Origin of the sequence: Nucisporomicrobium flavum, assembly GCF_016464385.1 — a bacterium.
Lineage (GTDB): Bacteria > Actinomycetota > Actinomycetes > Mycobacteriales > Micromonosporaceae > Actinoplanes > Actinoplanes flavus_A.
Window position 1 is genome coordinate 342,629 of the sequence record NZ_JADMLH010000004.1, and the last position, 21,575, is coordinate 364,203.

Genomic DNA, 21,575 nt, shown 5'->3' on the forward strand with positions numbered 1-21,575 from the left:
CCACACCACGAGGTCGAAACTCACCGGCGCATGGTGCCATACCCGTGGCCGTTCGATCCCATTGTCGCGCCGACACGCGGGGGATGCGTCTTGCGCGACATTAGTCCGCATCGCTAGCGTTGGTCCTTGCCGCGCGGGCATTGCGGGCGTGTCTTCGGGTGACATCTCCGCAGCCGTTCCGCGCGGTTGTGCACCCCCGGCGGGCGCGAGCCAGCGTTTTCGTCGTGACAGCCCCCGCGATCGTTGCCGCGATCCGCGGGGGTTGTTCGCGTCCGGACCAGGTCGCCGCCACCGCGGCCGTCGCCGCCACCGCGGCCGTCGCCGCCACCGCGGCCGTCGCCGCCACCGCGGCCGTCGCCGCCACCGCGGCCGCGCGGGCACTGCTTCCGCGCGGACCCTGCCACCGCCACCGCCGACGCGCGGGCACTGCTTCCGCGCGGACCCTGCCACCGCCACCACGCGGCCGTCACCGCCACCGCGTGGCCGCCACCGTCGCGGCGGCCGCCGCTGCGGCCCCTTCCGCAGTCACCTGAACGATGGCTAACCACACTTTGAGACCGCCGTACCGGAGGTCGGGACGGCCCGCTACGCTCGACCGGTCGGACCGAGTGAGGGAGTGGACGTGACGGTGGCGCGGATCGCGGTGGTGGCCGGTGACGGCATCGGGACCGAGGTGACCGCGCAGGCCCGCAAGGTGATCGAGGCCGTGCTCCCCGGCGCCGACTACAACGAGTACGACCTGGGCGCGCGCCTCTACAACCGGACCGGTGAAGTCCTCCCGCAGTCCGTGCAAGAGGAGCTGGCCGGCCACGATGCGATCCTGCTCGGCGCGATCGGCGACCCCAGCGTCCCGCCGGGTGTGCTGGAGCGCGGCCTGCTGCTCAAGCTCCGCTTCGACTTCGACCAGTACGTGAACCTGCGCCCGTCCCGGCTCTGGCCCGGCACCGTGAGCCCACTCGCCGGCCTCAAGCCCGGCGAGATCGACATGGTCGTGGTCCGCGAGGGCACCGAGGGCCTGTACGTCGGCGCCGGCGGCGTCCTGCACCGGGACACCCCCGCCGAGATCGCGACCGAGGAGAGCCTGAACACCCGGCACGGCGTCGAGCGGGTGGTCCGGGACGCGTTCGCCCGGGCGCAGCGCCGCGAGCGCCGGCATCTCACGCTGGTGCACAAGACGAATGTGCTCACCCACGCTGGGGGGCTCTGGTCGCGGACGTTCAACGCCGTCGCCGCCGAGTTCCCCGAGGTCACGACCGAATACCAGCACGTCGACGCGGCGAGCATGTTCATGGTGAGCAACCCGCAGCGCTACGACGTCATCGTCACCGACAACCTGTTCGGCGACATCATCACCGACATCGCCGCTGCCGTCACCGGCGGCATCGGCATGGCCGCCAGCGGCTCCGTGAACCCGGAGCGCAAGTACCCGTCGACGTTCGAGCCGGTGCACGGATCCGCGCCCGACATCGCCGGCCAGGGCATCGCCGACCCGGCTGCCGCGATCCTCTCCGCCGCCCTGCTGCTGGAGCACCTCGGTCACCCCGAGGAGGCCCGGCGAGTATCCGAGGCGGTCGCGGCCGAGGTCGCCTCCCGCGTGCCGGGGGCGCCGCTGCGTACCGCCGAGGTCGGGGACCGGGTCGCCGCCACCGCGGCCGCCTGATCCCACCCCGCCGCCGCCCTCGGCGTTGTGCGGGCCTCCTCACCCGAGCCGGCCGCCAAGCCGGAGGGACCGCCGCCGAGCGGGCCTGAAGCCGGCCGGCGTCCCAGAACCGACCGCCACCCACCGGGACAAGACCGGCCGGGGTAAGGCCGACGGGCGGGACAACCGCCCGGGCGAACAACCGCCCAGGCGGGACAACCGACCGGACGAACAACCGCCCGGGCGGAACAGCCGACCGGGCGAACAACCGCCCGGCGGAACGGTCGACGGGCGGAACAGCTGCCGGCGGAACAGCCGACCGGCGGCCGCGCGCCGGCGTGCGGAGGCAAACCCTGTGCCCGCGCGTCTCCGGCACAGCCGACACCGACATCGCAGGTGGAACGCTGTCGGAGGACCTACTGCGCGAACCCCTGCGAACCGCCTTCGCCGCACCCTCGCGCGGTCGGCTTTGAACGACCGTTCGGGGTAAGTTCATGGGGCACTGCGGGTGCTCCCTCATGCTCAAATCCGTTTCTTCGCGAGAGAAAGCAGGTCAGCTGCCATGAGTGGTGGTGACAACCTCGACTTCGAGATCCGTCCGAACCCGGCGCCCGTCAGCGACGCGGACCGCGCGACGTTGCTGGCCAACCCCGGTTTCGGCCGCATCTTCACCGACCACATGGTCACCGTGCGGTACGCCGAGGGCAAAGGCTGGTACGAGCCCCGCGTGGAGGCCCGCGCGCCGATCCCGATGGACCCCGCCTCCGCGGTGCTGCACTACGCCCAGGAGATCTTCGAGGGGCTGAAGGCGTACACGATGCCCGACGGCGGCGTGGCGATGTTCCGGCCCGATGCCAACGCCGCGCGGTTCGTCCAGTCCGCTCAGCGGATGGCGATGCCGGCGCTGCCGCCGGCGGCGTTCCTGGAGTCCCTGCGGCAGATCATCACGGTCGATCGGAACTGGATCCCGGAGACCGACGAGGGCAGCCTCTACCTGCGCCCGTTCGCGTACGCGAGCGAGGTCTTCCTCGGGGTGCGCCCGTCGATGGAATACCTGTACCTGGTCGTCGCGTCCCCGGTCGGCGCGTACTTCAGCGGCGGCGTCAAGCCGGTGACGGTGTGGGTGACGCCCGACTTCACCCGGGCGGCTCCCGGCGGCACGGGCGCGGCGAAGTGTGGCGGCAACTACGCGGCCGGCCTCTCCGCGCAGGCCGAGGCGATCGAGCACGGCTGCGACCAGGTCGTCTACCTGGACGCCGTGGAGCGCAAGTACGTCGACGAGCTGGGCGGCATGAACGTCGTCTTCGTGATGGACGACGGCGCCCTGGTGACGCCGCCGCTGGGTGGCACGATCCTGCCCGGCATCACCCGCGACTCGATCATCAAGCTGGCGCAGCGGGCCGGGCGCCGGGTCGAGGAGCGCCCGGTGAGCATCGACGAGTGGCGCGACGGCGTGAAGTCGGGTCGCATCCGCGAGGCGTTCGCGTGCGGCACCGCCGCGGTCATCACCCCGATCGGCATGGTGCGCTCCCCGGAGGGCGAGTTCACGGTGGCCGACGGGGGCCCGGGCGAGGTCACGATGGCGCTGCGCCAGGAGCTGTCCGACATCCAGCGCGGCCGCACCGAGGACCCGTTCGGCTGGGTGCACCGAGTTCTTTAGGCGGGTGCGAGCAGGTGGTCTCGCATCGTGGCCACCTGCTCCGCGGTCACGCCGATCTCGCGGACGTACTTCTCCACCGAGCCGTAGCGTTCGCGCAGGTCGGCGAGGAGGTACAGCATCGCGTTCTGCGGGCACTCGTACATGTGGTACTTGTCCTGCACCATGTCGGGGTTGGTGCGCTGCAGGTACTCCGTGAGCGACGTCATGGCTTGCTCGGTCAGCGCGTAGTCGTCGGCGATGTCCTGGTCCGAGACGCCGAGCAACGCGAGCGTCAGGGCGCAGACCACGCCCGTACGGTCCTTGCCGGCCATGCAGTGCACCACCACCGGCGCGGCCTCCGGGTCGGCGATCAGGGCGAGCGCCGCGGCCAGGCCCTCACGGCCGTCCTCGATGAAGTTGAGGTAGCGGTCGGCGAGCCAGCGGTCGTGCGGAAGGTCCGCGGCGAACGGGATGGTCTCCCAGTCCACGTGGTGCACGACCGGGTTGTGGTACGCCAGCCCGTCCGCGTCCGGCACCCGGCCGTGCCGCTCGATCTCGAAAACCCGCCGCAGGTCGATGACCGTACGCACGCCGAGCTGCTGGAACGTCTCGAGGTCGGCGCCGCGGAGGCGATGCAGGGCGTCGGAGCGGAACAGCCGGCGCCACCGCACCGGGCGGCCGTCGAGGCCGGCGTACCCGCCGACGTCTCGGAAGTTGTAGCTGGAGGAGAAGGACAAGGTCCGGGGGTACGGGTCGGCAGCCACCCGTCCAACCTAACCGCCCGGGGCGCTACCGGGCTTTGTCGATCTCCTCACCCGGTCCGACCATGCGCTCGCCGTCCATGGGCGGCCCGGCGGTTGCATCCGGCTCCGGGCGGGCCGGGTCGGTGGAGTCCTCGGAGCCCGAGGAGCCGGAGGAGCGGAAGGCCCGCGGGTCGAACGCGCCGCCGGACTCCTGCTCGACGAACTCACCCTGGGCATCGGCGACGAGGCCGCCCGCGCGGTCCGGGTCGTTCTGCAGATGATCGGCCATGCCCTGGTGGTACCCCGTGCGGGCGACACCACACGAAACCCGGCGTCTCGGATGATGGACTTCTTTCCCACGGACCGGCGGTCGGTGGCATGCTGCCTACGTGACCCACTCCGTGCTGATTATTCGCACCTAGCGCGCCGGCTGACGATTTCGCCGACGCGCAGACCTCCCGCATCCGCGGGAGGTCTTTTTGTTGGGTCAACAAGTCTGCCGAAAGGACGCTCCCCATGACCTACCAGGTGTTCGACACGACGTTGCGCGACGGCGGGCAACGCGAGGGCATCAGCTACTCGGTCGTCGACAAGCTCGCGGTCGCGCGGCTGCTGGACGAGTTCGGGGTCGGTTTCATCGAGGGCGGCTGGCCGGGCGCGATGCCCAAGGACACGGAGTTCTTCCGCCGGGCGAAGACGGAGCTGGACCTCAAGCACGCCGTGCTGGTGGCGTTCGGCGCGACCCGCAAGGCCGGCGTGGACGTGGCCACGGATCCGCAGGTGCAGGCCCTGCTGGACGCCGAGACCCCGGTCGTGTGCGTGGTCGCCAAGTCGGACATCCGGCACGTGGAGCGGGCGCTGCGCACCACCGGCGACGAGAACCTGGCGATGGTCCGGGACACCGTCGCGCACCTGGTCGCGAACGGCCGTCGCGCGTTCGTCGACTGCGAGCACTTCTTCGACGGCTTCCGCCACGACCCGGACTACACCGCCTCGGTGGTCCGGGCGGCGTTCGAGGCCGGCGCGGAACGGGTCGTCATGTGCGACACCAACGGCGGCATGCTGCCCTCGATGATCACCGCGGCGATCCAGGACGTCGTCGCCCGCACCGGGGTCAGCGCCGACCGGCTCGGCATCCACTGCCAGAACGACACGTCCTGCGCGGTGGCCAACACCGTCGCCGCCGTCGAGGCGGGCGTCAAGCACTTCCAGTGCACGGCCAACGGCTACGGGGAACGGCCCGGCAACGCCGACCTGTTCGCCGTCGTCAGCAACCTGCAACTCAAGCTCGGGCTGAAGGTCCTACCGGACGGATGCCTCGAGAAGGCGACGCGGGTGTCCACCGCGCTCGCCGAGATCGCCAACATCGCCCCCGACACCCACCAGGCCTACGTCGGGGCCGCGGCATTCGCCCACAAGGCGGGGCTGCACGCGAGCGCGATCAAGGTGGATCCGCTGCTCTACAACCACGTCGACCCGGCGGTTGTGGGCAACGACATGCGGATCCTGGTGACCGAGATGGCCGGCCGGGCCAGCATCGAGCTCAAGAGCCGTGAGCTCGGACTGGACCTGGCCGGTCATCCGGACACCCTGACCGAGGTGACCCGCAAGGTCAAGGAGCTGGAGGCCGGCGGCTGGTCGTTCGAGGCCGCGGACGCGTCCTTCGAGCTGCTCGTCCGCGACGTGCTGCCCGGTGCCGGCCTGGTGCGGCCGTTCAGCCTGGAGTCGTACCGGGTGCTGGTCGAGCACCGCGAGGACGGCGCGGTCGTGTCGGAAGCCACGGTCAAGGTCCGGGTACGCGGCGAGCGCGTGATCGCCACCGCGGAGGGCAACGGCCCGGTCAACGCCCTCGACGAGGCGCTGCGTACGGCGCTGTCGAAGCACTACCCGGAGCTCAAGGACTTCGAGCTGGCCGACTACAAGGTCCGCATCCTCGAGGGCTCCCACGGCACCAACGCGATCACCCGCGTCCTGGTGGAGACCAGCGACGGCGCCCGCGACTGGACCACGGTCGGCGTGCACGAGAACGTCGTCGAGGCGAGCTGGAAGGCGCTGACGGACGCGCTCACGTACGGCCTCGCCCGCACGAACGCCCCGGCCTGACCCTGTCATTCCCGCCTGGTCATCACCCGCAGCGTGATGACCAGGCCCGCGGTGGACCAGGCGGCGAGCACGGCGTACGGCAGCGCGGAGATCCCGCCGGGCGGTGACGTGAGCGCCTCCCGGACGACCTGTGCCATGGATTGGAACGGCAGCGCTTGGTGTACGTCTTCCAGCCAGCCCGGAAGCCGTTCCGCGGGGAACGTCACGGGGGAGAACATCAGCGCAATGAACACCAGTGCCTGGCTCACGAGGCTGGTCACCGCCGGCGGCGCCGCGTACGCGATGGCGAATCCGACCGTGGTGGTGGTGAGCGCGACCAGCAGTATCGCCGGAACCACCAGCGGGCTGACCCGCAGGTGCAGATCGAAGCGCAGGGTCGCGGTGAGCAGGCCCAGCACGAGCCCCGGTGCGCCGGTGCCGAGCCACGTCGTGAGGTCCGCGGCCAGCACTGCCGTGCGGGGTACGGGCAGCGTGCGGTTGTAGGTGAAGGTGCCCTCGGTCTTGGACTGCGCGACCAGTTGGGGGGCCATCACCATGCCGATGGTGATCAGGCCGAGGGTCGGGGCGCCGGTCGACAGGTAAAGCGCCGTCGCCGGGTCGACCGAGGGCATCAGGTACGCGAAGCCAATGACGACCCCGACCGCGAGAAACGTTTGGACGATCAGGACGAGCGGCAGCACGAACCGCAGGCGCAGCGCGGTCCACCGGATGAGCAGCAGGTAGCTACGCAGCCAGGTGCGCACGGGAGCCTCCCCCGGTCAGGCCGACGTAGGCGTCCTCAAGGCTCGTCGGTTGGAGGGAGAAGGTGCTGGACCGGCTGCGGGCCCAGTCGACCGCCAGGCCGGCGTCGGCCTTCGCGAGGGTCACGGTGAGCCGGTCGCCCTGGCGGCGGGCAGCCCGCGCCCATCTCGGCAGCGAGTCCTCGCCGGGCGCCGTTATCTCGAGCTTCATCTCGCTTCCGGCGGCGAGCGTGGTGGGGGAGCCGGCGGCCACCACCCGCCCGTCGTCGAGCACGACGACATGGTCGATGGTGCGCTCGGCCTCGGAGATGTTGTGGGTGACCAGAACGACCGCGTGGCCGTCTGCCGCGAGTGCGCGGATCCGGGTCCAGAGCAGGCGGCGGCGTACCGGATCGACGTCGTTCGTGGGCTCGTCGAGCATGACCAGCCGACCGGGTGCGACCGCCGCCATGCCGAAGGCGATCAGCCGGCGAACGCCCCCGGAGAGCCTCTCGGCCGGCGAGTCCGCCCATTTCTCGATGTCCAGGGCGGCGAGCAGGTCCGCGGTTCTGCGATCTATATCGACGCGGCTACCGCCACGGATGCGGCCGACCATCGCGATCGCCTGGCGTGGGGTCACGCCGGTGAGCGGCGCCTGCGCCTGCGGTTGGAACGAGCAGACCCGGCGGGCGTACGCGGGGTCCCCGACAGGGTCGCGGCCGAGCAGCGTGATCCGGCCGGCGGTGGGGCGGATCAGCCCGACCACCTGGCCGAGCAGCGTGGTCTTCCCCGCACCGTTGTGGCCCAGCAGGCCGACCACCTGCCCGGCGCGGACGTCCAGGTCGATGCCGTCGTTCGCCCGTACGCCGCGACGATAGACCTTGGTCAGCGATTCGATGTGTAGCACGGCCACCTCACATACCGATCGGTATCCAGATACCACTTAGTATCTAAATACTGTCTCGTATGTCAACCGGTACAGTGATGGCATGACGGAGCGGCTGACCCGTGCGCAGCAGCAGGAGCGGACCCGGCAGCGGTTGCTGGACAGCGCTGAAGCCTTGTTCGCCGATCGGGGCATCCACCAGACCTCGCTGGACCAGGTCGCCGCGGCGGCCGGGCTGACGAAGGGCGCGATCTACGCGAACTTCGGCGGCAAGAACGACCTCATCGCGGCCCTGCTGCAACGCAAGCTCGACACCGACGAGCCGGTGCGTCCGCGGGAATCCCTGCAGTCGTGGATTCGCGGGCTCGCCGAGGACTACGAGGCCAACGTGCCCAAGCCCGAGGTGCGGCGCTTCGCGATGGCGATCGTCGAATTGTGGCTGCACGGCATGCGCGAAGAGGCGAACCGCGACGCGTTGCGACGATGGCTCGCCACCGTGCGGAGCTTGCACGCCCGGGACGCCGCGGCGTTCAGCGATCAGCTGCCGCTGAGCCCGGAGGAGTCCGCGGCGCTGCTGCTGGCCATCGACATCGGCATCGGGCTGCAGTACCTGGTCGATCCGGAGGCCGTCCCCGCGGCCACGTACGGGCGCGGCGTCGAGGCGGTGCTGGGCGGGGTCAGGCGGGCGGGAGGATCAGCTCCGCGATGACCGCGCGGTGGTCGCTGTCGCGGACCCGGTGCACGTCGAGCGTGCTCACGCCGAGGCGGTTGTCGACCATGACGTGGTCGATGGTGACCGGGGGGATGCGGTCGCCGTCGTACGGGCCCCAGGTGCCGATCAGGCCCTTGCCCGTCGCGTCGGCCGCGTCGCGGTAGCCGCTGCTGATGAGGTCGCGCAGCGGCTGGTGGTCGAGGGTCGCGTTGAAGTCGCCGAGCAGGACGCGGGGGAGTTCCTTGGCGTCCGCGCGGGGCTCCGCCTGCAGGTCGGCGCGCCAGCGGTCGAGGACCGAGACCGCGAAGGGGGCGAGCGGGTGGGCCGATTCGACCGTGACGCGGCCCGCGCCGGGCGGCTGGATCGTGCCGTACGCCTGGTGGAAGCCGCCGCCGTTGCCGCGGACGCCCGGGTCGGTGAGCGGGAAGCGGGAGTAGAGGCCGGAGCCGCTCGCGCCGTATTCCGGTCCGAGTGACGAGTACGGCAGGAGCTGCCCGAGCCCCGCGTCGGCGAGCCGTTTCTGCGCGGCCGGGGTGAACTCCTGGACGGCCAGCACCGCCACGTCGTTGTCCCGCACGAGCTGGACGATCTGGGCCGCGTCGGCGTTGCCGAAGAGCATGTTCGAGGTCATCACGTGCAGCTTGACGCCGGTCTGCGGGCCCCGGTCGCCGTCGGCGAACGCCCGCGGCAGCACCGCCGTGGCCAGCAGCGCCAGCGCCACGGTGGCCACAGCCGCCGTCAGCCAGCGCCTGGTTGTCAGCGCGGCGACCGCCGGCACGACCGACCACGCCGCCACGTACGGCGTGAACGCGAACAGCTGCACCAGCGGGCCGCGTTCCCAGCCGCCGAGGCGCAGCACCGCCCACGTCGCGCCGGGCAGCACAAGCAGCCAGAGCAGCACGAGCCAGGCGGCTCGGCGTACCCGGGCGGGCTTCGCGACGGGCGCGGACGTGGTGATCGTCATGGCGGCGACGGTATCCGGCCGTCGCCAGCGGGGCCGAGCGATCCGGCGTACGTCACATTCGGCCCGTCCGGAAGGCTCTGACCAGGATCTATGCGTACGGGTTGAAGTTCTGCGCCGCCATCAGGAACCACGACGTGGTGCCGACGTGCTGGCGGTCGAAGTAGCCGAAGCCGAAGCCGGTCTCGAAGGAGCTGGTCGCCGCGACGATGCCGGAGGCGGCCGGCAGCGGGGTGCCGGTCCACGTGCCGCCCTCGCCGGGGTTGGAGAGCCGGCCGTCCTGCGGGTCGCTGGTGCGCCCGACGGTCTGTCCGGCGCCGTGGGTCTCCTGGGCGGTCACCATCTCGTGCAGCAGCCCCTTGGCGCGGGCCGTGTCGCCGCGGTTGTCGCGTTTGAGCAGCGCGAGCGCGGTGTGCCCGTTGCCTTCGAGCCAGACCGCGTCCCGGTTGGTGGGCAGGGCGCTGCCCGAGACGAGCCCGGTGAGGGTCTTGGCCTGGGTGCTGTACGTCACGCCGGACACTGCCCCGTCGGTGTTCCCCAGGGTCGCGGTGACCCAGTCCACGGCGCCGTCGTAGCGGTGGTCGCCGACGCCGAGCAGCGCCCACGTCTGCACGTCCTCGGGCACGTTGCTCACGTTGATGACCTCGGGATCCGCGGGGTCGCCGCCGAGGGTGCCGGTCCAGAAGTGCCCGCCGGAGCGGTTCCACATGGCGCGGACGAAGGTGCCGGCCACGGCCGCCCTGGCCGTCCAGGCACGGTCGCGGGTCAGCTTGGCCAGGAGCGTGAAGAGGGCGTACGCGTCGATGTTGTGCTCGGTGGAGGCCCACTGCTGGTCGGACTCCCCGTCGGCCTGCAGCCCGCCGTGGTAGCCGCCGTGGCGGTACGGCGACTGCCGCTCGGCGATCCAGAGCCCGAGCGCGACGGCGCCGTCGAGGTACTTGGCGATCCGGGTGTCGACGAAGAGCTGGGCGAGCGCCAGCGCCACCCAGGCCATGTCGCCCGTCGAGGAGCCGCCGAAGCCGAACGGCCACAGGAACGCCGCCTTGCCGTCCGCGCGGCGGAGGCCGGGGAACTCCGGGCCGCCACCGTAGAACTGCATCGGGCCCGCCGCGTACGCCTGCCGCACCCGCCCGTCGGCGTACGTCTCGTCGTTGGCCTGGATCCACAGCAGGGCGTCGCCGATGAGCCGGGCCCGGCGCACGTTCGCGACCGTCGGGGTGGCGAGGTACGCGAGCGCCGCGAGCGCGTTGTCGTAGACGAACGCGGTCGTCATCAGCTCGCTCTCGTTGTTGTAGCTCTGCAGCAGCCGCGGCTCGCCGCCCTTGACGTACGCGTCCTGCACGACGTCGAGGTAGTGGTACGCGCGGGCCACGGGCTCGGCGAGCGCCCGGTCGACGAGGTGCCGGGGCGCGCAGGTGCCGGCGGCCGCGTCCTCGGGCGACGGGAGCGGGCCGGCGGCCCGGGTGGCCGGGATGGTCTGCCGGCTGCGGCGGCTGAACGGGGCGGACGACGCGGTGAGGTTGGTGGGCATGTCGGGGGTCCCAACGCTGGTGAGAGCGCTCTCGGGGAGGCGCTGTGGGTCATTGAAACCCGGTTGACACGGCGTGGCAATAGCAGGGCCGCCGACGCTCGGCGACGGCGGCCCGACATGCTACGTCACACCTCGGCGTCGACGATCTCCCCGATCGCGCTCACCGTGAGGTCGTCGCGGATCAACGCGCTGTCACCCTCGATCACCAGGGTGAGCCCCTCCGGATGCAGGTACTGCGCCGCGGCTGCCGACACCTCGTCGACCGTGGCCTCCAGCAGACGCTGCCGCAGCGTGGCGTAGTAGTCGTCCGGCAGGCCGTGCACCACCAGGGTGGCGAGCGCGGCGGCGATCGAGCCGGGCGTCTGCATGTCGACCGTCAGCGAACCGGCCCGCCACGTCCGGGCGACCTCCAGTTCCGCCTCGGTGACCCCGTACCGCCGCATCCGGTTGATCTCCCCGACCGTGTCGACCAGCGCCGGGGCGGTCACCGCGGTCTGCACCGACGAGCTCACCCCGAAACGGCCGAACCGGCGCGTCATGGCGAAGTCCGCGCGGATGCCGTACGTGTAGCCCTTGACCTCGCGGATGAGGTGGTTGAGCCGGGACGTGAACGCCCCGCCCAGCACGGTCGCCACCAGCGTGATCGGCACGTAGTCCGGGTGGGCGCGCTCCGGGGCCCGATGCCCGAGCCGCAGCGTCGACTGCACCGAGCGGGGGCGGTCGACCAGCAGAACCCGGCGGGCCGGAGCGATCGGCACGGGCAGCGGACCCTCGGGCGTCAGCGCCGTGCCCGACGTGCCCGCGAACGCCGCCGCGCCGAGCTCCTTCAGGTCCAGCTTGTCGAGGTCACCCGCGACCAGCAGTACACCCGGCCGCTTCAGCCACGAGCCGTGGAAGTCGGTGACGTCCTCGACCGTCACGGCCGCCACCGAGGCGGGATCGCCGTGCAGCGGCCGGCCGACCCGCTCGCCGGCGCCGAACAGATCCAGGCGCAGCGCCGCGTCCGCCCGCGGCCCCGGCTGCGCCCAATCCATCCGCAGGGCGGTCACCTCGTCGTCGCGGACCCGCGCCACGTCGGCCGGGTCGAGACGCGGCGTGCGCGCCGCCTCCGCCATCAGGGTCACGGCCCGGGACAGCAGCCCCACGGGTACGGACACCCCGACGCGGAACGAATCCCAGTCCACCGACGTGCTCAGCTCCGCGCCCAGGCCCTCGAGGGCGAGCGCGTACTGCGCGGAGTCGCGGGTCGTCGTGCCCTCCTCCAGGCACTTGGCGAGCACACCCGCGGTGCCCTCCCGCCCGGGAGCCTCCCGGGCGGCGCCGGCGTCGAGCAGCAGCGACGCGGTGGCCAGCAGCTGACCGGGCAGGTGCGCGGCCACCACCTCACCGCCGGCGACCGAGACGCGGTGGATCGCGGGGAACGCGTACGGGCGGGCGTCTCCCGGCTCGGGGCGGGTCGCGACGAGGCTCATGCTTCGGTCCCTTCGGGCGCGGTCTGCTCGGGCTCGTAGATCAGCGTGACCCGGGACTCCGGGGAGAGGGTACGGGCGGCGTCGGCGATGTCGTCCGCCGTGACCGCCTGCCACTGCGGCAACCGGTACGCCGCCGCGGACGGGTCGCCGAACTGGGTCGCGTACCGGCTCAGCGTGTCCGCCCGGCCGCCGACCGTGGACATCTGCCGCCACCACGAGGTCGTCAGCAGGGCCTTGCCGCGTTCCAGCTCCGCCTCGGTGACCGGCTCGGTGGCCATGGAGTCGACGACCTCGGCGACACCTGCCTCCAGCGTGGCGGCGTCCACCCCGTCCTTCGCGGTCGCGGTGACGATCAGCGGGGCGGGGGCGTGGGCCAGGTCGACGCCGTACGCGCCGATGTAGTCGGGCTGCGCGATCCGGGCGCCGTCGGCCAGCCGCTGGTACAGGCGGCTGCCGCGGCCGCTGCCCAGCACGGCGGCGAGCACGGTGATCGCGTCGTACCCGGCGGTGCCGAACGGGTGAGTGCGGTGCGAGAGGTAGACGCGCGGCGCGGGAACGGTCCCGGTGACCGTCTGGCGGACCGGCTTGGTGGCCGGCCCGGGCAGGTGCCCGTGCGGCCCGGGGGCGACGTCCGGAACCGGCTCGATCGTCCCGAAGTACTTGTCCGCAAGGGCGAACACCTCCCCGGGCGTGACGTCGCCGGCGACCGTCAGCACGGCGTTGTTCGGCGCGTAGTACCGCGCGTGGAACGCCTGGAACGTCTCCAGCGACGCCGCGTTCAGGTCCTCCATCGAGCCGATCGTCGCGTGGTGGTACGGATGCCCGGCCGGGTACAGCAGCGGCAACAGGCGCAGCCACGCGTCCCCGTACGGCACGTTGTCGTACCGCTGGCGCCGCTCGTTCTTGACCACCTCGCGCTGGTTGTCCAGCGTCTCCTGGGTCAGCGCGGGAACCAGGCCGCCCATCCGGTCGGCCTCGAGCCAGAGCGCGAGCTCGAGATGCTCCACCGGCAGGGTCTCGAAGTAGTTGGTGCGGTCCGGGTTCGTCGTGGCGTTGAGCGAGCCGCCGGCGCCCTGGACGTACCGCATGTGCTCGGTCTTGCCGACGTGCAGCGAGCCCTCGAACATCAGGTGCTCGAAGAGGTGCGCGAACCCGGTCTGGCCCTCCGGCTCGTGCCGGGAACCGACGTCGTACCAGAGGTTCACGCACACCACGGGCGCGCTGTGATCCTCACTGACGATCACGCGCAGGCCGTTGTCCAGGCGCGTGGTTTCGATGGGCCATGGGTAGCCGGTCTCGGCGACCGGCGCGGGCTGAGCAGACACGCAACCTCCCTGTATCGGCCTTCAGTATCCCGGTGGAAGCCCGTCCGGTCCGGTTCCGGTGGGCCAGGATGTCGCAGTCATGATCACAAACCGCGTGGCGGCCGCGCCCGGTGTGGTGCGATGCTGGGCCGCGTGCCCGACGACCTCCAGGTGAACGAGCGGCTGACCATCCCGGCCGCCGAGCTGTCGTGGCGTTTCTCCCGCTCCGGCGGCCCGGGCGGCAACACCACCGACTCGCGGGTCCGGCTTTCCGCAAGGGGGACCTCATGGCGGAGGTAGTGATTCGGCCCGGTCTCGCCATCCCGGAGGCCGAACTGAACTGGCGTTTCTCCCGTTCCAGCGGGCCGGGTGGTCAGGGTGTCAATACGACCGACTCTCGGGTTGAGTTGTCCTGGAACCTGCTCGCCTCCAGCCTGCTCTCACCCGCGCTGAAGGAGCGGGCGGTTGAGCGGCTCGGCAGCCGGCTGATCGACGGCGTCATCACCATCACGGCGTCCGAGCACCGCTCCCAGCTCCGCAACCGCGAGGCCGCCGAGGCCCGCCTCGCCATGCGGGTCGGTGAGGCCATCGCTGCCCCGCCCCGCCAGCGCCGCGCGACAAAACCCACTCGTGGTTCAGTCGAGCGCCGCATCGGTGAGAAGAAGCGCCGAGCCCAGATCAAACGCAACCGCCGCAGCGACGAAGACTGAAGCAATCTCTTATCCCGATCTTCGGGAGCGTGCAGAAGTATCGCGATACGGGCGGTGTTTAAGTGCGTTCGGGGTCTTGCGGGGATCAGTCGGAGTGAAGATGGACGGCCTAGGCGACAATAGAAGTCGATGAAGAGGTCGCGTCTGAAGCTGAGCTGGGTAGATCTGATCTTGTTCAGCGATTCGGCGGTGACGAGATCGTTTTGACGTTGCGCATCCTTTCACCGAGTTTCGCGCCATGCCAGACCTTGCGGCTTCCCATCCGCTGCGGAGGCCGGACCGCCCATTTGACGGGGTGCACCAGGAGCGGCGCTTGCTGCTCGCAGCGGCGGGGATAAGGCTGCAACCGATGCTCGTCCGGCGCGCTACGCGCTGGCGCTGGCCTCGCCCTCGAATGCATCGACTTCTGGCACCCCGGGAAATTTGGCCAGCTTGGCGCGGAGAAGACGGAGGCGCTCGGAGACCCGCGAGCTTCCGGCCTTCCGCGAGAGGCGAAGCGCTCGCGTAGCCGCTTCCGCCGCGCGCTCGACTTCGTTCGCCTGAAGTAGGGACTCGGCAAGCCAGGTCATATAGAGCGCGGTCTCCCGCCCCGTCTCGTCGCTGTACCCGGCGGTCGCCCTCTCCAAGATGGGGACCGCTCGCAGCGGGCGTCGTAGCTGCGTCCAAACCCGTCCGGCCATGATGTCGATCTCGCCCTCGTCGAGCCAGTAGACCCAGATAGGATCGTCGGCCGGCTGGCGGTGTTCGTACTGCTCCTCGACTGTGCCGAGGGCGCGTTCGGCGGCGGTCACGTCACCTACCTGGGCCTCGGCCCAGGCCACTCGCTCCGCGAGGAGCGCCTTCGTGGTCGCGGTAGCCACACTGCGAGCGCCGGCGTAGGCCGACTTCGCGAGCGTCACGGCCTCTCGTGCGTCACCGACGTTCGCGACCTGGTAGGCGAGCGACGAGAGATTGTTCGCCGCACCCGCGACGTCTCCGCCCGCGTGAGCTGCCCGCATCCCAGCGAGGTAGTAGCGCTCGGCCTCGGCATGATGACCAGCGTCGCTGGTGACCCATCCGGCTACCTGGGCCAACTCGCCGACGGCGACGAGAAGCCGTTTGCCGATCTCCTCGGTGTAGGCGGCATCGCGGAGCAAAGCGGTTGTAGCCGCTAGCTCAGCGGTGACCATCGCGTGTGTGTCCTGCCCACCGACGTAGTCGTCGAGCTTGCGGAGCCGGTGAACACGCTTCTCGACCTCCTGGACCTGGGCCACGCCGATACGGCGGCCTGCCCGAGTGGCGGTCACCTGCGGCGGCTCGGCGATCAACCATTGATGTGCCAGGGTGAGGGCGTTTTCCGCTGTAGGCGTCGTTGTGAGCACCGCGGCTGCCAGCAGCTCGGAGTCCTTCGGCCGCCACATCCCGTGGTGCAGCTCCCACGGCTCGCCGTTCGCTTCGACCAGCGAGACCAGTTTCCCGCCTGCTTCGTAGACATCGTCGAGCGCCTGAGCGATGAGAGGCGTGGGCGGACGCTTGTCCGCTTCGACTCGGGACAGATGCCCGGAATCGAGGTGTGCGCGCCGAGCAGCCTCGCGGAGTGACATGCCACCGCGCAGGCGCCGAGCAGCTTGCCCGAACGTTTCCACGGTTTCCCCCTCCGTGCTGCCAGGGTGCTGCCAATGCTGCCAGGTGGCGCAATGCAGCATCGGGAGGAAAAGCGCGCATGGTGGCGTCGCGTTTTGGTCTTGCGTCGGCGACGATGCACCTGCGGCCTGCCCTGGCCCTGCTTCGAGGCATGGATGGCCAAGGGCAAAGAAGGCGAGGAATTCCGCGCATTGACGGCCCTCAGCGACCCGGTAAGAGCGCCGATAACCACCGCCCCAACGTCCCGAGCTGGCAGACAAACACCATGCCGTTGCTCCAGATCGGGCGCGCGGGCGCGCTGACTCCGGCGCAGGAGCGGCGTTCGCGAGGGGCGCGTGATGCTGATACCTCGTACGGAGCACCACGGCGAGCGCCCTACGTGGGGACTGCCGAGTCTGCGGCCAGCCGTGGCCGTGCGCTACCGCCAACGTCGAGCTGGCCGAGCAATACCAGCGATTTCCGCACGGCCTGTCGATCGTCGTCGGGTCCTTTCTGATCGAAGCTATCGACGACTGGACCGCCGGTCCGGGGATGCCGCCGCCCGATCTCTATTAGCGATTTCTTGGCTGGGCCGAACCGCCGGGGTTTGCGGCATGACAACCGAGGAACCGCCGAAAAGAACCCCCGGTCTGCTCGGCCTTCTGCTCGACGCGTTCGATGCGCCGCCCGTGGTGAGGGGCGGGACAACCCTGGACCGCGTTGCGTGGATTCACATGCAGGAGGGCCGAGCCGTCATCGAGCTGGAGGCCGATGACATGGCGGTTGCTGCTGAACAGCTCGTGCTCGACAGCGTCACGGCGGCGAAGGTGAGGGCCGCTCGATCGGAAGCAGGGCAGCCCGCCCGGACGTAACCACTCCCTACACCCCCGGAGGTTGGAATGTCCCTATCGATGTTGTTCGACGAGGCCACGGTCACCGAGATGATGACCGCTTGGCCGGCGAAGCCTGCGCTTCACACACCGTCTGACGGCAGCCGCCTGCCCGGCGTCGTCAACGTGGCTCTCATCAACGGTTACCTCGACACCGGTACCGCGCCCGCAGAGCAGCTCCTCGTGATCAAAGACGGAGCGGCGCTGCACTCCCGGGCGTACACGACGGACGGCTATCTCGACCCCGGCAAGGTCGCGAAGTGGCGGGGCCGGGGCTACACGATCCAACTGCGCAACCTGCATCGCTGGTGCCCGGAGGTGCATGCGATCTGCGCGGCGATGCAGCACGAGACCGGATACGGCACGTACGCCACCGGCTTCGTCACCCCGGCCGGCGGCCAGGGTCTGCATCACCACTGGGACCAGAACATGGGCTTCATCAACCAGCTCGCCGGGCGCAAAACCTGGCAGATCTGGGAGCCCGGGGTCGAGGAACCGCACCGCGAGCAGTTCGCGTCCAACACCTCGCCGGGCAGCGACGTCCTCGACCGCATGAAGTCGATGCGACCCGACTTCGAGTTCGACCTCGGTCCCGGCCAGATCCTGGTGCTGCCGCGCGGCTGGATGCACAACCCGCACGCGCGCAGCCAGACCGAGGAAAGCGTCCACGTGACGTTCGTGGCCCGCGAGCGCACCGGCTACTGGCTCGCCGGGAAGCTGGCTCAGGCTGCACTCGCCTCGACCCCACTGCGGCGCGTCATCTCGCCCGCCAGCGTCGTCGACCCCGCCGCCTTCGCCGCACAGGTCACCGAAGCACGCGACCTGCTGACGGACTGGCTTACCGGCGCCGATACCGCGGCACTGGCCACCGAGCTGCTTCAGGCGGCACGCACCGAACCGAACGTCGACTACGTCTCCCACGCGCCGAGTCAGATCGGCCACCAATCGACCCGTTGATCCGGGATTTCACCGGCGCATCAGGCGTCGGCGATCCATACACCCCCAAGGAGGAGTCGTGACGCTCACGACCGCACTGCCGGTCCAGGCCGACAAGGACCCGCAAGCCCTCGTCGACCCCGAGACCTTCGACAAGCTCGCCGAGTTCTTCGCCGCCCGCCAGGAGGTCACCAAGATCTACGCCCGGCGGGCCGTCGGGCAGATGCTGCTCATGCTCAAGGCCCACGCCGACTCGCAGCACGACCCCGACTTCGGCCGGCTGCTGCCCGACGGCCGCTCGTACCGCGTCGTCCCGACCGAACCGGTCGACGCGGCCTGGCACGCGTCGTTGCAACACACCGAGGCGTACGCCGCCGCCTGCGAGCAGATCGCGGGAGGCTTCGTGCACCACGTGCCGATCCTGACCGAGGGCATGGCGGACGGCTCCTCGCTGGAGTACACCCGTCAGGCGCTCAAGGCGACCGGCTACTACATCGACCCCGAGTTCTGGGACGGCGAGGCGAAGTCCTGCTGCCCGCCGAACCCGGGCATCTGAAAGGGCAACTGATCGATGCGCACTGACTGGGCCACGTTGCCCGAGGCCGTCACGAAGGAAGTCGCCGACCGAGTCGGCGGTTGCCGCATCTCGCCCGCCGCGACCGGTGACCACGCGGAGATCGCCGCAACCGTCACCGGGCCAGCCGGGAAGGTGTTCCTCAAGGCGGCTCATTCTGACTTCGGGGTTAGGTCGTTGCGCTTCGAGCTGCGGGTGAGTGAGGCCGTCAGTGGGTCTTACTCACCCGCGGTCCGATGGCACTTCGAGGCGGCCGGCTGGCTGGCCGTGGGGTTCGAGCACTGCGACGGCCCGCACGCCGACCTGTCGCCGGGCAGTCCCGATCTGAACCTTCTCGGGGAAGCGTTGACGGCGCTGGGCAAGACTCAGGCGCCGGACGTCGGGCTGTTCAGCCCGAAGGGGCGGCTCGGATTCGAGCACCCGGCGATGGAAGGCGACACCCTCGTGCACACCGACCTCGGCCCGGCCAACCTCATCGTCACCCCGGACGGCCTGCGGATCGTCGACTGGGCGATGGCGACCAAGGCCGCACCGTGGGTCGAACTTGCCATCCTCACCCAGTGGCTGATCGGCAGCGGCCACACACCCGAGCAGGCTGAACAATGGTTGGCACGGTATCCCGCATGGCGCGAGGTCGGCCCTGATGTCCTCGACGACTTCGCGGCGAAGAACGCCGCGAAGTGGGCATCTAAGGCCCAGCCGAACTCGCCGGCCTGGATGCACGATCTCGCGGACTGGACCGGCCAGTGGTCGGATCATCGATGCAAAGGCGACCGTAGGGTTTAACTCTTGCAGGTCCGGTGGAAGCTCGGAGAAATGCTCTGCGGAGTCGGAAGCGCCATGCTGACGGCCACGGGCGAGGGGCAGCCTTTGCCCTTGCAAACGTAACGAGCGGGTCGGCGCGGATCGCTGGGTCGATGCGGGTAGAGGAGCGCGCCGCACGGGTCGCAGATCGCGCTGCCGAACGCCGCCAAGAGGGCGCAGAAGGCGCAACCGGGCGCCCCGCCCTGGATGCATGATCTCGCCACCTGGACCGGCCAGTGGTCAGATGACCGGCGCGAAGGTGGACGTAGGTCTTGACTTGCGCGCCCGTTAGGGTGCGGCTCGGTGTAGCGCCGCATCGGCGAGAGGAAGCGTCGCTCCCCGTCAAGCGCAACCGCCTTGGAGAGATGGAGTGAGCGGCGTGCCGGTCGTGGAGATGCTGTGGGAGCCGGACGACCCCTACGACGCGCTCGCCGGACGGTTCGGCTTCGATGATGGGCCGGCGGCCGGTCGCTGGGTCGCCGACATGGTGGAGAAGCACTGGGATCTCCGCCCGGACTCCTGCGAGCGGATCGTGATGAGCGGGGGCAACGCGCTGGCGTGGGTCGGCACCCCGTCCGGCCGGCTGCTCGCGAAGTGGTCGGTGGTGCCCGAGCGTTTCGCGCGGCTGGCCGAGGTGGCGCGGCTGACGAGCTGGTTGGGCGGGCAAGGGCTGCCGGTCTCCGCACCGCTTCCCACGCGCGACGGCCGGCTCCAGGTGGAGACCGGCGGCGTCTCGATGGGGCTGCAGCGGGTGATCGGGGGCGACCTTCTCGACACCGGTGACCCCGGACAGGTGCGGGCTGCCGGAACGCTGCTGGCCCGCCTGCAGGATGCGCTGGCGGCGTATCCGTACGCCGATCGGCTCTCCGGGCCAGCGGTCGGGTCCCGGCCGTTGACCGAGCAGATCACCGGCTGGCTCGACGCGCGCGCCGGACATCTGCCGGCGGCGGCCCGGGAGGGGTTGCGGGGGATGGTCGCCGCTGCGCCGCCCGACCGGCTGCCGCGGCAGCTGGTCCACTTCGACTTCCGCGCCGCCAACATCCTGTGTGCCGGCGGTGAGATCGTCGCGGTCCTCGACTTCGAGGAGGCCCGGCGCGAGCCCTCGCTCTTCGAGCTGGCCCGCGCGGCGGTCCTGCTCGGCACCCGCTACCACGACTGGGGGCCGGTGCCGGCCGAGGTTCGCGCGCAGTTCTTCGCCGGCTACCGGGCCGTACGCCCACTGACCCCGGCCGAGGCCTCCTGGCTGGAGCTGCTGGTGTTGTGGCAGGCCATGGAGATGGTGCCGCCCGGCGACGACCCGACCGGCTGGGCGGCGTCCGCGCTGAGCCTGCTGCGGCGCCCCTGACTGCGTACCCGTCAGAGGTTGTGGGGTGCGACGGCCTCGCGGTTCTCCGCGGCCAGCGCCGGGCCGAGCAGCTCCTCGCAGACCCGGATCAGGCGTGCGCGCAGCGCCGCGGCCCGGCGGGCGAACTCGCGCTGGCGGGCCACGTACTCGGCCTTGCCCTCCGGGGTTTCGATCTTCACCGGGGGGTGGCCGTAGGAGCTGAGGTCGTAGGGGCTGGCCTGCATGTCCAGCAGGCGGATGTCGCCGGCCAGGGCGAAGCAGTCCAGGGCGAGGGCGCCCGGCACCGCGGGCCCGAGCTTGGTCGCCCACTTGTGGCAGTCCATCGCGGCGTGCAGGCAGCCGGGCTGGTCCAGGTCGACCTGCGTGGCCCGGGTCGGCTGCAGCCGGTTGAGCCCGACCGCCTCGGGGGTGAAGAACCGGAACGCGTCGAAGTGGGTGCAGCGGATCGGGTGCTCCTCCACGACCTTGTCGGTCTGCTCCTGGCCCAGGCGCAGCGGCAGCGGGTGGCGGCGGTGCTCCGGCTGGCGGTAGACCATCGCCCACTCGTGCAGCCCGAAGCAACCGGAGAACGCCGGCCGGGACGCGGTCGCGGTGAGCAGGCCGTGGATGTAGCGGACGCTCTCCCCGCGAGCCTGCATGTACGCCTCGACGTCGAGCGTCACCACGCCGTCGGGCCGGGTCGTGTAGAACTTCCACGCCGCCTGGTCGGCGAGCCCGTCGGGCGCCGGGGCGAGGCCTGTGCCGACCCCGGGGTGCCAGCGGCGCAGCTGGGCCGGCCGGGTGCCGTAATAGTCGTAGAGGAAATCCTCTATGGCGTGCTTCTCGCCGGCGGCCTTGCGCGCGCGGTGCCCCGCGGTCATCTCATCGGCGCGCTCCGCGTGGGCGCTCGCCAGCGGGATCCAGCTGACGCTGGGCAGCACGGTGGTCAGCGCGTGCCCGCCACCGGCGAGTTCCGCACCGGCGGCATGCCCTCCGGCGCGTCCGCTGATCCCCATCGCACCAGCG

Annotated in this window: 22 protein-coding genes; 12 read left to right on the forward strand and 10 right to left on the reverse strand. The window is 70.9% G+C overall.

Annotation, left to right across the window (positions count from 1 at the left end):
* Positions 1-224: 224 nt before the first annotated feature.
* The 3 genes from IT780_RS13190 to IT780_RS13200 all read left to right on the forward strand — a co-directional run bounded on the left by IT780_RS13190 (position 225) and on the right by IT780_RS13200 (position 3,299).
* Positions 225-533: a hypothetical protein gene (locus tag IT780_RS13190; protein ID WP_199511782.1), complete on the forward strand. Its 309-nt coding sequence runs from the start codon at positions 225-227 to the stop codon at positions 531-533.
* A gap of 95 nt (positions 534-628) precedes the next feature.
* Positions 629-1,660, forward strand: coding sequence for a 3-isopropylmalate dehydrogenase (locus IT780_RS13195; RefSeq protein WP_199511954.1), 1,032 nt, complete (start codon positions 629-631; stop codon positions 1,658-1,660).
* 541 nt (positions 1,661-2,201) lie between these two features.
* The gene (locus IT780_RS13200) at positions 2,202-3,299 is read left to right on the forward strand and encodes a branched-chain amino acid aminotransferase (protein WP_199511783.1); all 1,098 of its coding nucleotides are present in this window, start codon (positions 2,202-2,204) and stop codon (positions 3,297-3,299) included.
* Here IT780_RS13200 and IT780_RS13205 read toward each other — a convergent pair.
* Both IT780_RS13205 and IT780_RS13210 read right to left on the reverse strand, forming a co-directional pair.
* The gene (locus IT780_RS13205; protein WP_199511784.1) at positions 3,296-4,042 is read right to left on the reverse strand and encodes a tyrosine-protein phosphatase; all 747 of its coding nucleotides are present in this window, start codon (positions 4,040-4,042) and stop codon (positions 3,296-3,298) included. The genes IT780_RS13200 and IT780_RS13205 overlap by 4 nt on opposite strands.
* 25 nt (positions 4,043-4,067) lie before the next feature.
* Entirely contained in the window at positions 4,068-4,310 is a 243-nt protein-coding gene (locus tag IT780_RS13210; RefSeq protein ID WP_199511785.1) for a hypothetical protein, read from the reverse strand.
* A 227-nt stretch (positions 4,311-4,537) separates the two neighbouring features.
* On the opposite strand from IT780_RS13210, the gene cimA reads away from it, so the two are divergent.
* Positions 4,538-6,124 carry a citramalate synthase gene (gene cimA / locus IT780_RS13215; protein WP_199511786.1) on the forward strand — a complete coding sequence of 529 codons (1,587 nt, stop codon included), beginning with the start codon at positions 4,538-4,540 and terminating at the stop codon, positions 6,122-6,124.
* A gap of 5 nt (positions 6,125-6,129) precedes the next feature.
* On the opposite strand, the gene IT780_RS13220 is transcribed toward cimA, so the two are convergent.
* A complete protein-coding gene (locus IT780_RS13220) occupies positions 6,130-6,867 on the reverse strand; it encodes an ABC transporter permease (protein WP_199511787.1) in 738 nt (245 codons plus the stop codon).
* Positions 6,848-7,756, reverse strand: coding sequence for an ABC transporter ATP-binding protein (locus tag IT780_RS13225; protein WP_372443687.1), 909 nt, complete (start codon positions 7,754-7,756; stop codon positions 6,848-6,850). Before IT780_RS13225 ends, IT780_RS13220 begins: the two co-directional genes overlap by 20 nt.
* A gap of 76 nt (positions 7,757-7,832) precedes the next feature.
* Here IT780_RS13225 and IT780_RS13230 point away from each other — a divergent pair, with 76 nt between their 5' ends.
* Positions 7,833-8,438, forward strand: a complete 606-nt coding sequence (locus IT780_RS13230) for a TetR/AcrR family transcriptional regulator (RefSeq protein ID WP_199511789.1) — start codon at positions 7,833-7,835, stop codon at positions 8,436-8,438.
* Here IT780_RS13230 and IT780_RS13235 read toward each other — a convergent pair.
* From IT780_RS13235 to IT780_RS13250, 4 genes are all read right to left on the reverse strand, one after another.
* Positions 8,407-9,405, reverse strand: a complete 999-nt coding sequence (locus IT780_RS13235) for an endonuclease/exonuclease/phosphatase family protein (protein ID WP_199511790.1) — start codon at positions 9,403-9,405, stop codon at positions 8,407-8,409. The two genes, IT780_RS13230 and IT780_RS13235, sit on opposite strands and share 32 nt — an antisense overlap.
* A gap of 88 nt (positions 9,406-9,493) precedes the next feature.
* Positions 9,494-10,933, reverse strand: coding sequence for a hypothetical protein (locus IT780_RS13240; protein ID WP_199511791.1), 1,440 nt, complete (start codon positions 10,931-10,933; stop codon positions 9,494-9,496).
* A 125-nt stretch (positions 10,934-11,058) separates the two neighbouring features.
* Complete coding sequence (locus IT780_RS13245) at positions 11,059-12,405, reverse strand: M16 family metallopeptidase (RefSeq protein WP_199511792.1); 1,347 nt, start codon at positions 12,403-12,405, stop codon at positions 11,059-11,061.
* Positions 12,402-13,730, reverse strand: coding sequence for a M16 family metallopeptidase (locus tag IT780_RS13250; RefSeq protein ID WP_199511793.1), 1,329 nt, complete (start codon positions 13,728-13,730; stop codon positions 12,402-12,404). The genes IT780_RS13245 and IT780_RS13250 overlap by 4 nt, the downstream gene beginning before the upstream one ends.
* A 132-nt stretch (positions 13,731-13,862) precedes the next feature.
* Here IT780_RS13250 and IT780_RS13255 point away from each other — a divergent pair, with 132 nt between their 5' ends.
* Complete coding sequence (locus tag IT780_RS13255; protein WP_233412727.1) at positions 13,863-14,009, forward strand: hypothetical protein; 147 nt, start codon at positions 13,863-13,865, stop codon at positions 14,007-14,009.
* A complete protein-coding gene (gene arfB, locus IT780_RS13260) occupies positions 13,997-14,419 on the forward strand; it encodes an alternative ribosome rescue aminoacyl-tRNA hydrolase ArfB (protein WP_199511794.1) in 423 nt (140 codons plus the stop codon). Before IT780_RS13255 ends, arfB begins: the two co-directional genes overlap by 13 nt.
* Before the next feature lie 365 nt (positions 14,420-14,784).
* Here arfB and IT780_RS13265 read toward each other — a convergent pair whose 3' ends face one another.
* The gene (locus tag IT780_RS13265; RefSeq protein WP_199511795.1) at positions 14,785-16,044 is read right to left on the reverse strand and encodes a helix-turn-helix domain-containing protein; all 1,260 of its coding nucleotides are present in this window, start codon (positions 16,042-16,044) and stop codon (positions 14,785-14,787) included.
* A 591-nt stretch (positions 16,045-16,635) separates the two neighbouring features.
* Between IT780_RS13265 and IT780_RS13270 the strand changes: the two genes are divergently transcribed.
* The 5 genes from IT780_RS13270 (at position 16,636) to IT780_RS13290 (ending at position 20,570) form a co-directional block, all read left to right on the forward strand.
* A complete protein-coding gene (locus IT780_RS13270) occupies positions 16,636-16,893 on the forward strand; it encodes a hypothetical protein (protein WP_199511796.1) in 258 nt (85 codons plus the stop codon).
* A 39-nt stretch (positions 16,894-16,932) separates the two neighbouring features.
* Entirely contained in the window at positions 16,933-17,868 is a 936-nt protein-coding gene (locus IT780_RS13275) for a JmjC domain-containing protein (RefSeq protein ID WP_199511797.1), read from the forward strand.
* A gap of 58 nt (positions 17,869-17,926) precedes the next feature.
* Positions 17,927-18,403 carry a glycine-rich domain-containing protein gene (locus IT780_RS13280; protein WP_199511798.1) on the forward strand — a complete coding sequence of 159 codons (477 nt, stop codon included), beginning with the start codon at positions 17,927-17,929 and terminating at the stop codon, positions 18,401-18,403.
* A 15-nt stretch (positions 18,404-18,418) separates the two neighbouring features.
* Positions 18,419-19,207, forward strand: coding sequence for a phosphotransferase (locus IT780_RS13285; RefSeq protein ID WP_199511799.1), 789 nt, complete (start codon positions 18,419-18,421; stop codon positions 19,205-19,207).
* 412 nt (positions 19,208-19,619) lie between these two features.
* Positions 19,620-20,570, forward strand: a complete 951-nt coding sequence (locus tag IT780_RS13290) for a phosphotransferase (RefSeq protein WP_199511955.1) — start codon at positions 19,620-19,622, stop codon at positions 20,568-20,570.
* Between the two features lie 11 nt (positions 20,571-20,581).
* Here the strand turns inward: IT780_RS13290 and IT780_RS13295 are convergent, their stop codons facing one another.
* A complete protein-coding gene (locus IT780_RS13295) occupies positions 20,582-21,565 on the reverse strand; it encodes a 3-methyladenine DNA glycosylase (protein WP_233412728.1) in 984 nt (327 codons plus the stop codon).
* Positions 21,566-21,575 lie beyond the last annotated feature (10 nt).

Coding starts and splice junctions, on each gene's coding strand:
- IT780_RS13200 (WP_199511783.1), top strand. CDS start 2,202: ATGAGTGGTGGTGACAACCTCGACTTCGAGATCCGTCCGAACCCGGCG.
- IT780_RS13210 (WP_199511785.1), bottom strand. CDS start 4,310: ATGGCCGATCATCTGCAGAACGACCCGGACCGCGCGGGCGGCCTCGTC.
- cimA (WP_199511786.1), top strand. CDS start 4,538: ATGACCTACCAGGTGTTCGACACGACGTTGCGCGACGGCGGGCAACGC.
- IT780_RS13230 (WP_199511789.1), top strand. CDS start 7,833: ATGACGGAGCGGCTGACCCGTGCGCAGCAGCAGGAGCGGACCCGGCAG.
- IT780_RS13235 (WP_199511790.1), bottom strand. CDS start 9,405: ATGACGATCACCACGTCCGCGCCCGTCGCGAAGCCCGCCCGGGTACGC.
- IT780_RS13240 (WP_199511791.1), bottom strand. CDS start 10,933: ATGCCCACCAACCTCACCGCGTCGTCCGCCCCGTTCAGCCGCCGCAGC.
- IT780_RS13245 (WP_199511792.1), bottom strand. CDS start 12,405: ATGAGCCTCGTCGCGACCCGCCCCGAGCCGGGAGACGCCCGCCCGTAC.
- arfB (WP_199511794.1), top strand. CDS start 13,997: ATGGCGGAGGTAGTGATTCGGCCCGGTCTCGCCATCCCGGAGGCCGAA.
- IT780_RS13270 (WP_199511796.1), top strand. CDS start 16,636: ATGACAACCGAGGAACCGCCGAAAAGAACCCCCGGTCTGCTCGGCCTT.
- IT780_RS13275 (WP_199511797.1), top strand. CDS start 16,933: ATGTTGTTCGACGAGGCCACGGTCACCGAGATGATGACCGCTTGGCCG.
- IT780_RS13285 (WP_199511799.1), top strand. CDS start 18,419: ATGCGCACTGACTGGGCCACGTTGCCCGAGGCCGTCACGAAGGAAGTC.
- IT780_RS13290 (WP_199511955.1), top strand. CDS start 19,620: ATGCTGTGGGAGCCGGACGACCCCTACGACGCGCTCGCCGGACGGTTC.
- IT780_RS13295 (WP_233412728.1), bottom strand. CDS start 21,565: ATGGGGATCAGCGGACGCGCCGGAGGGCATGCCGCCGGTGCGGAACTC.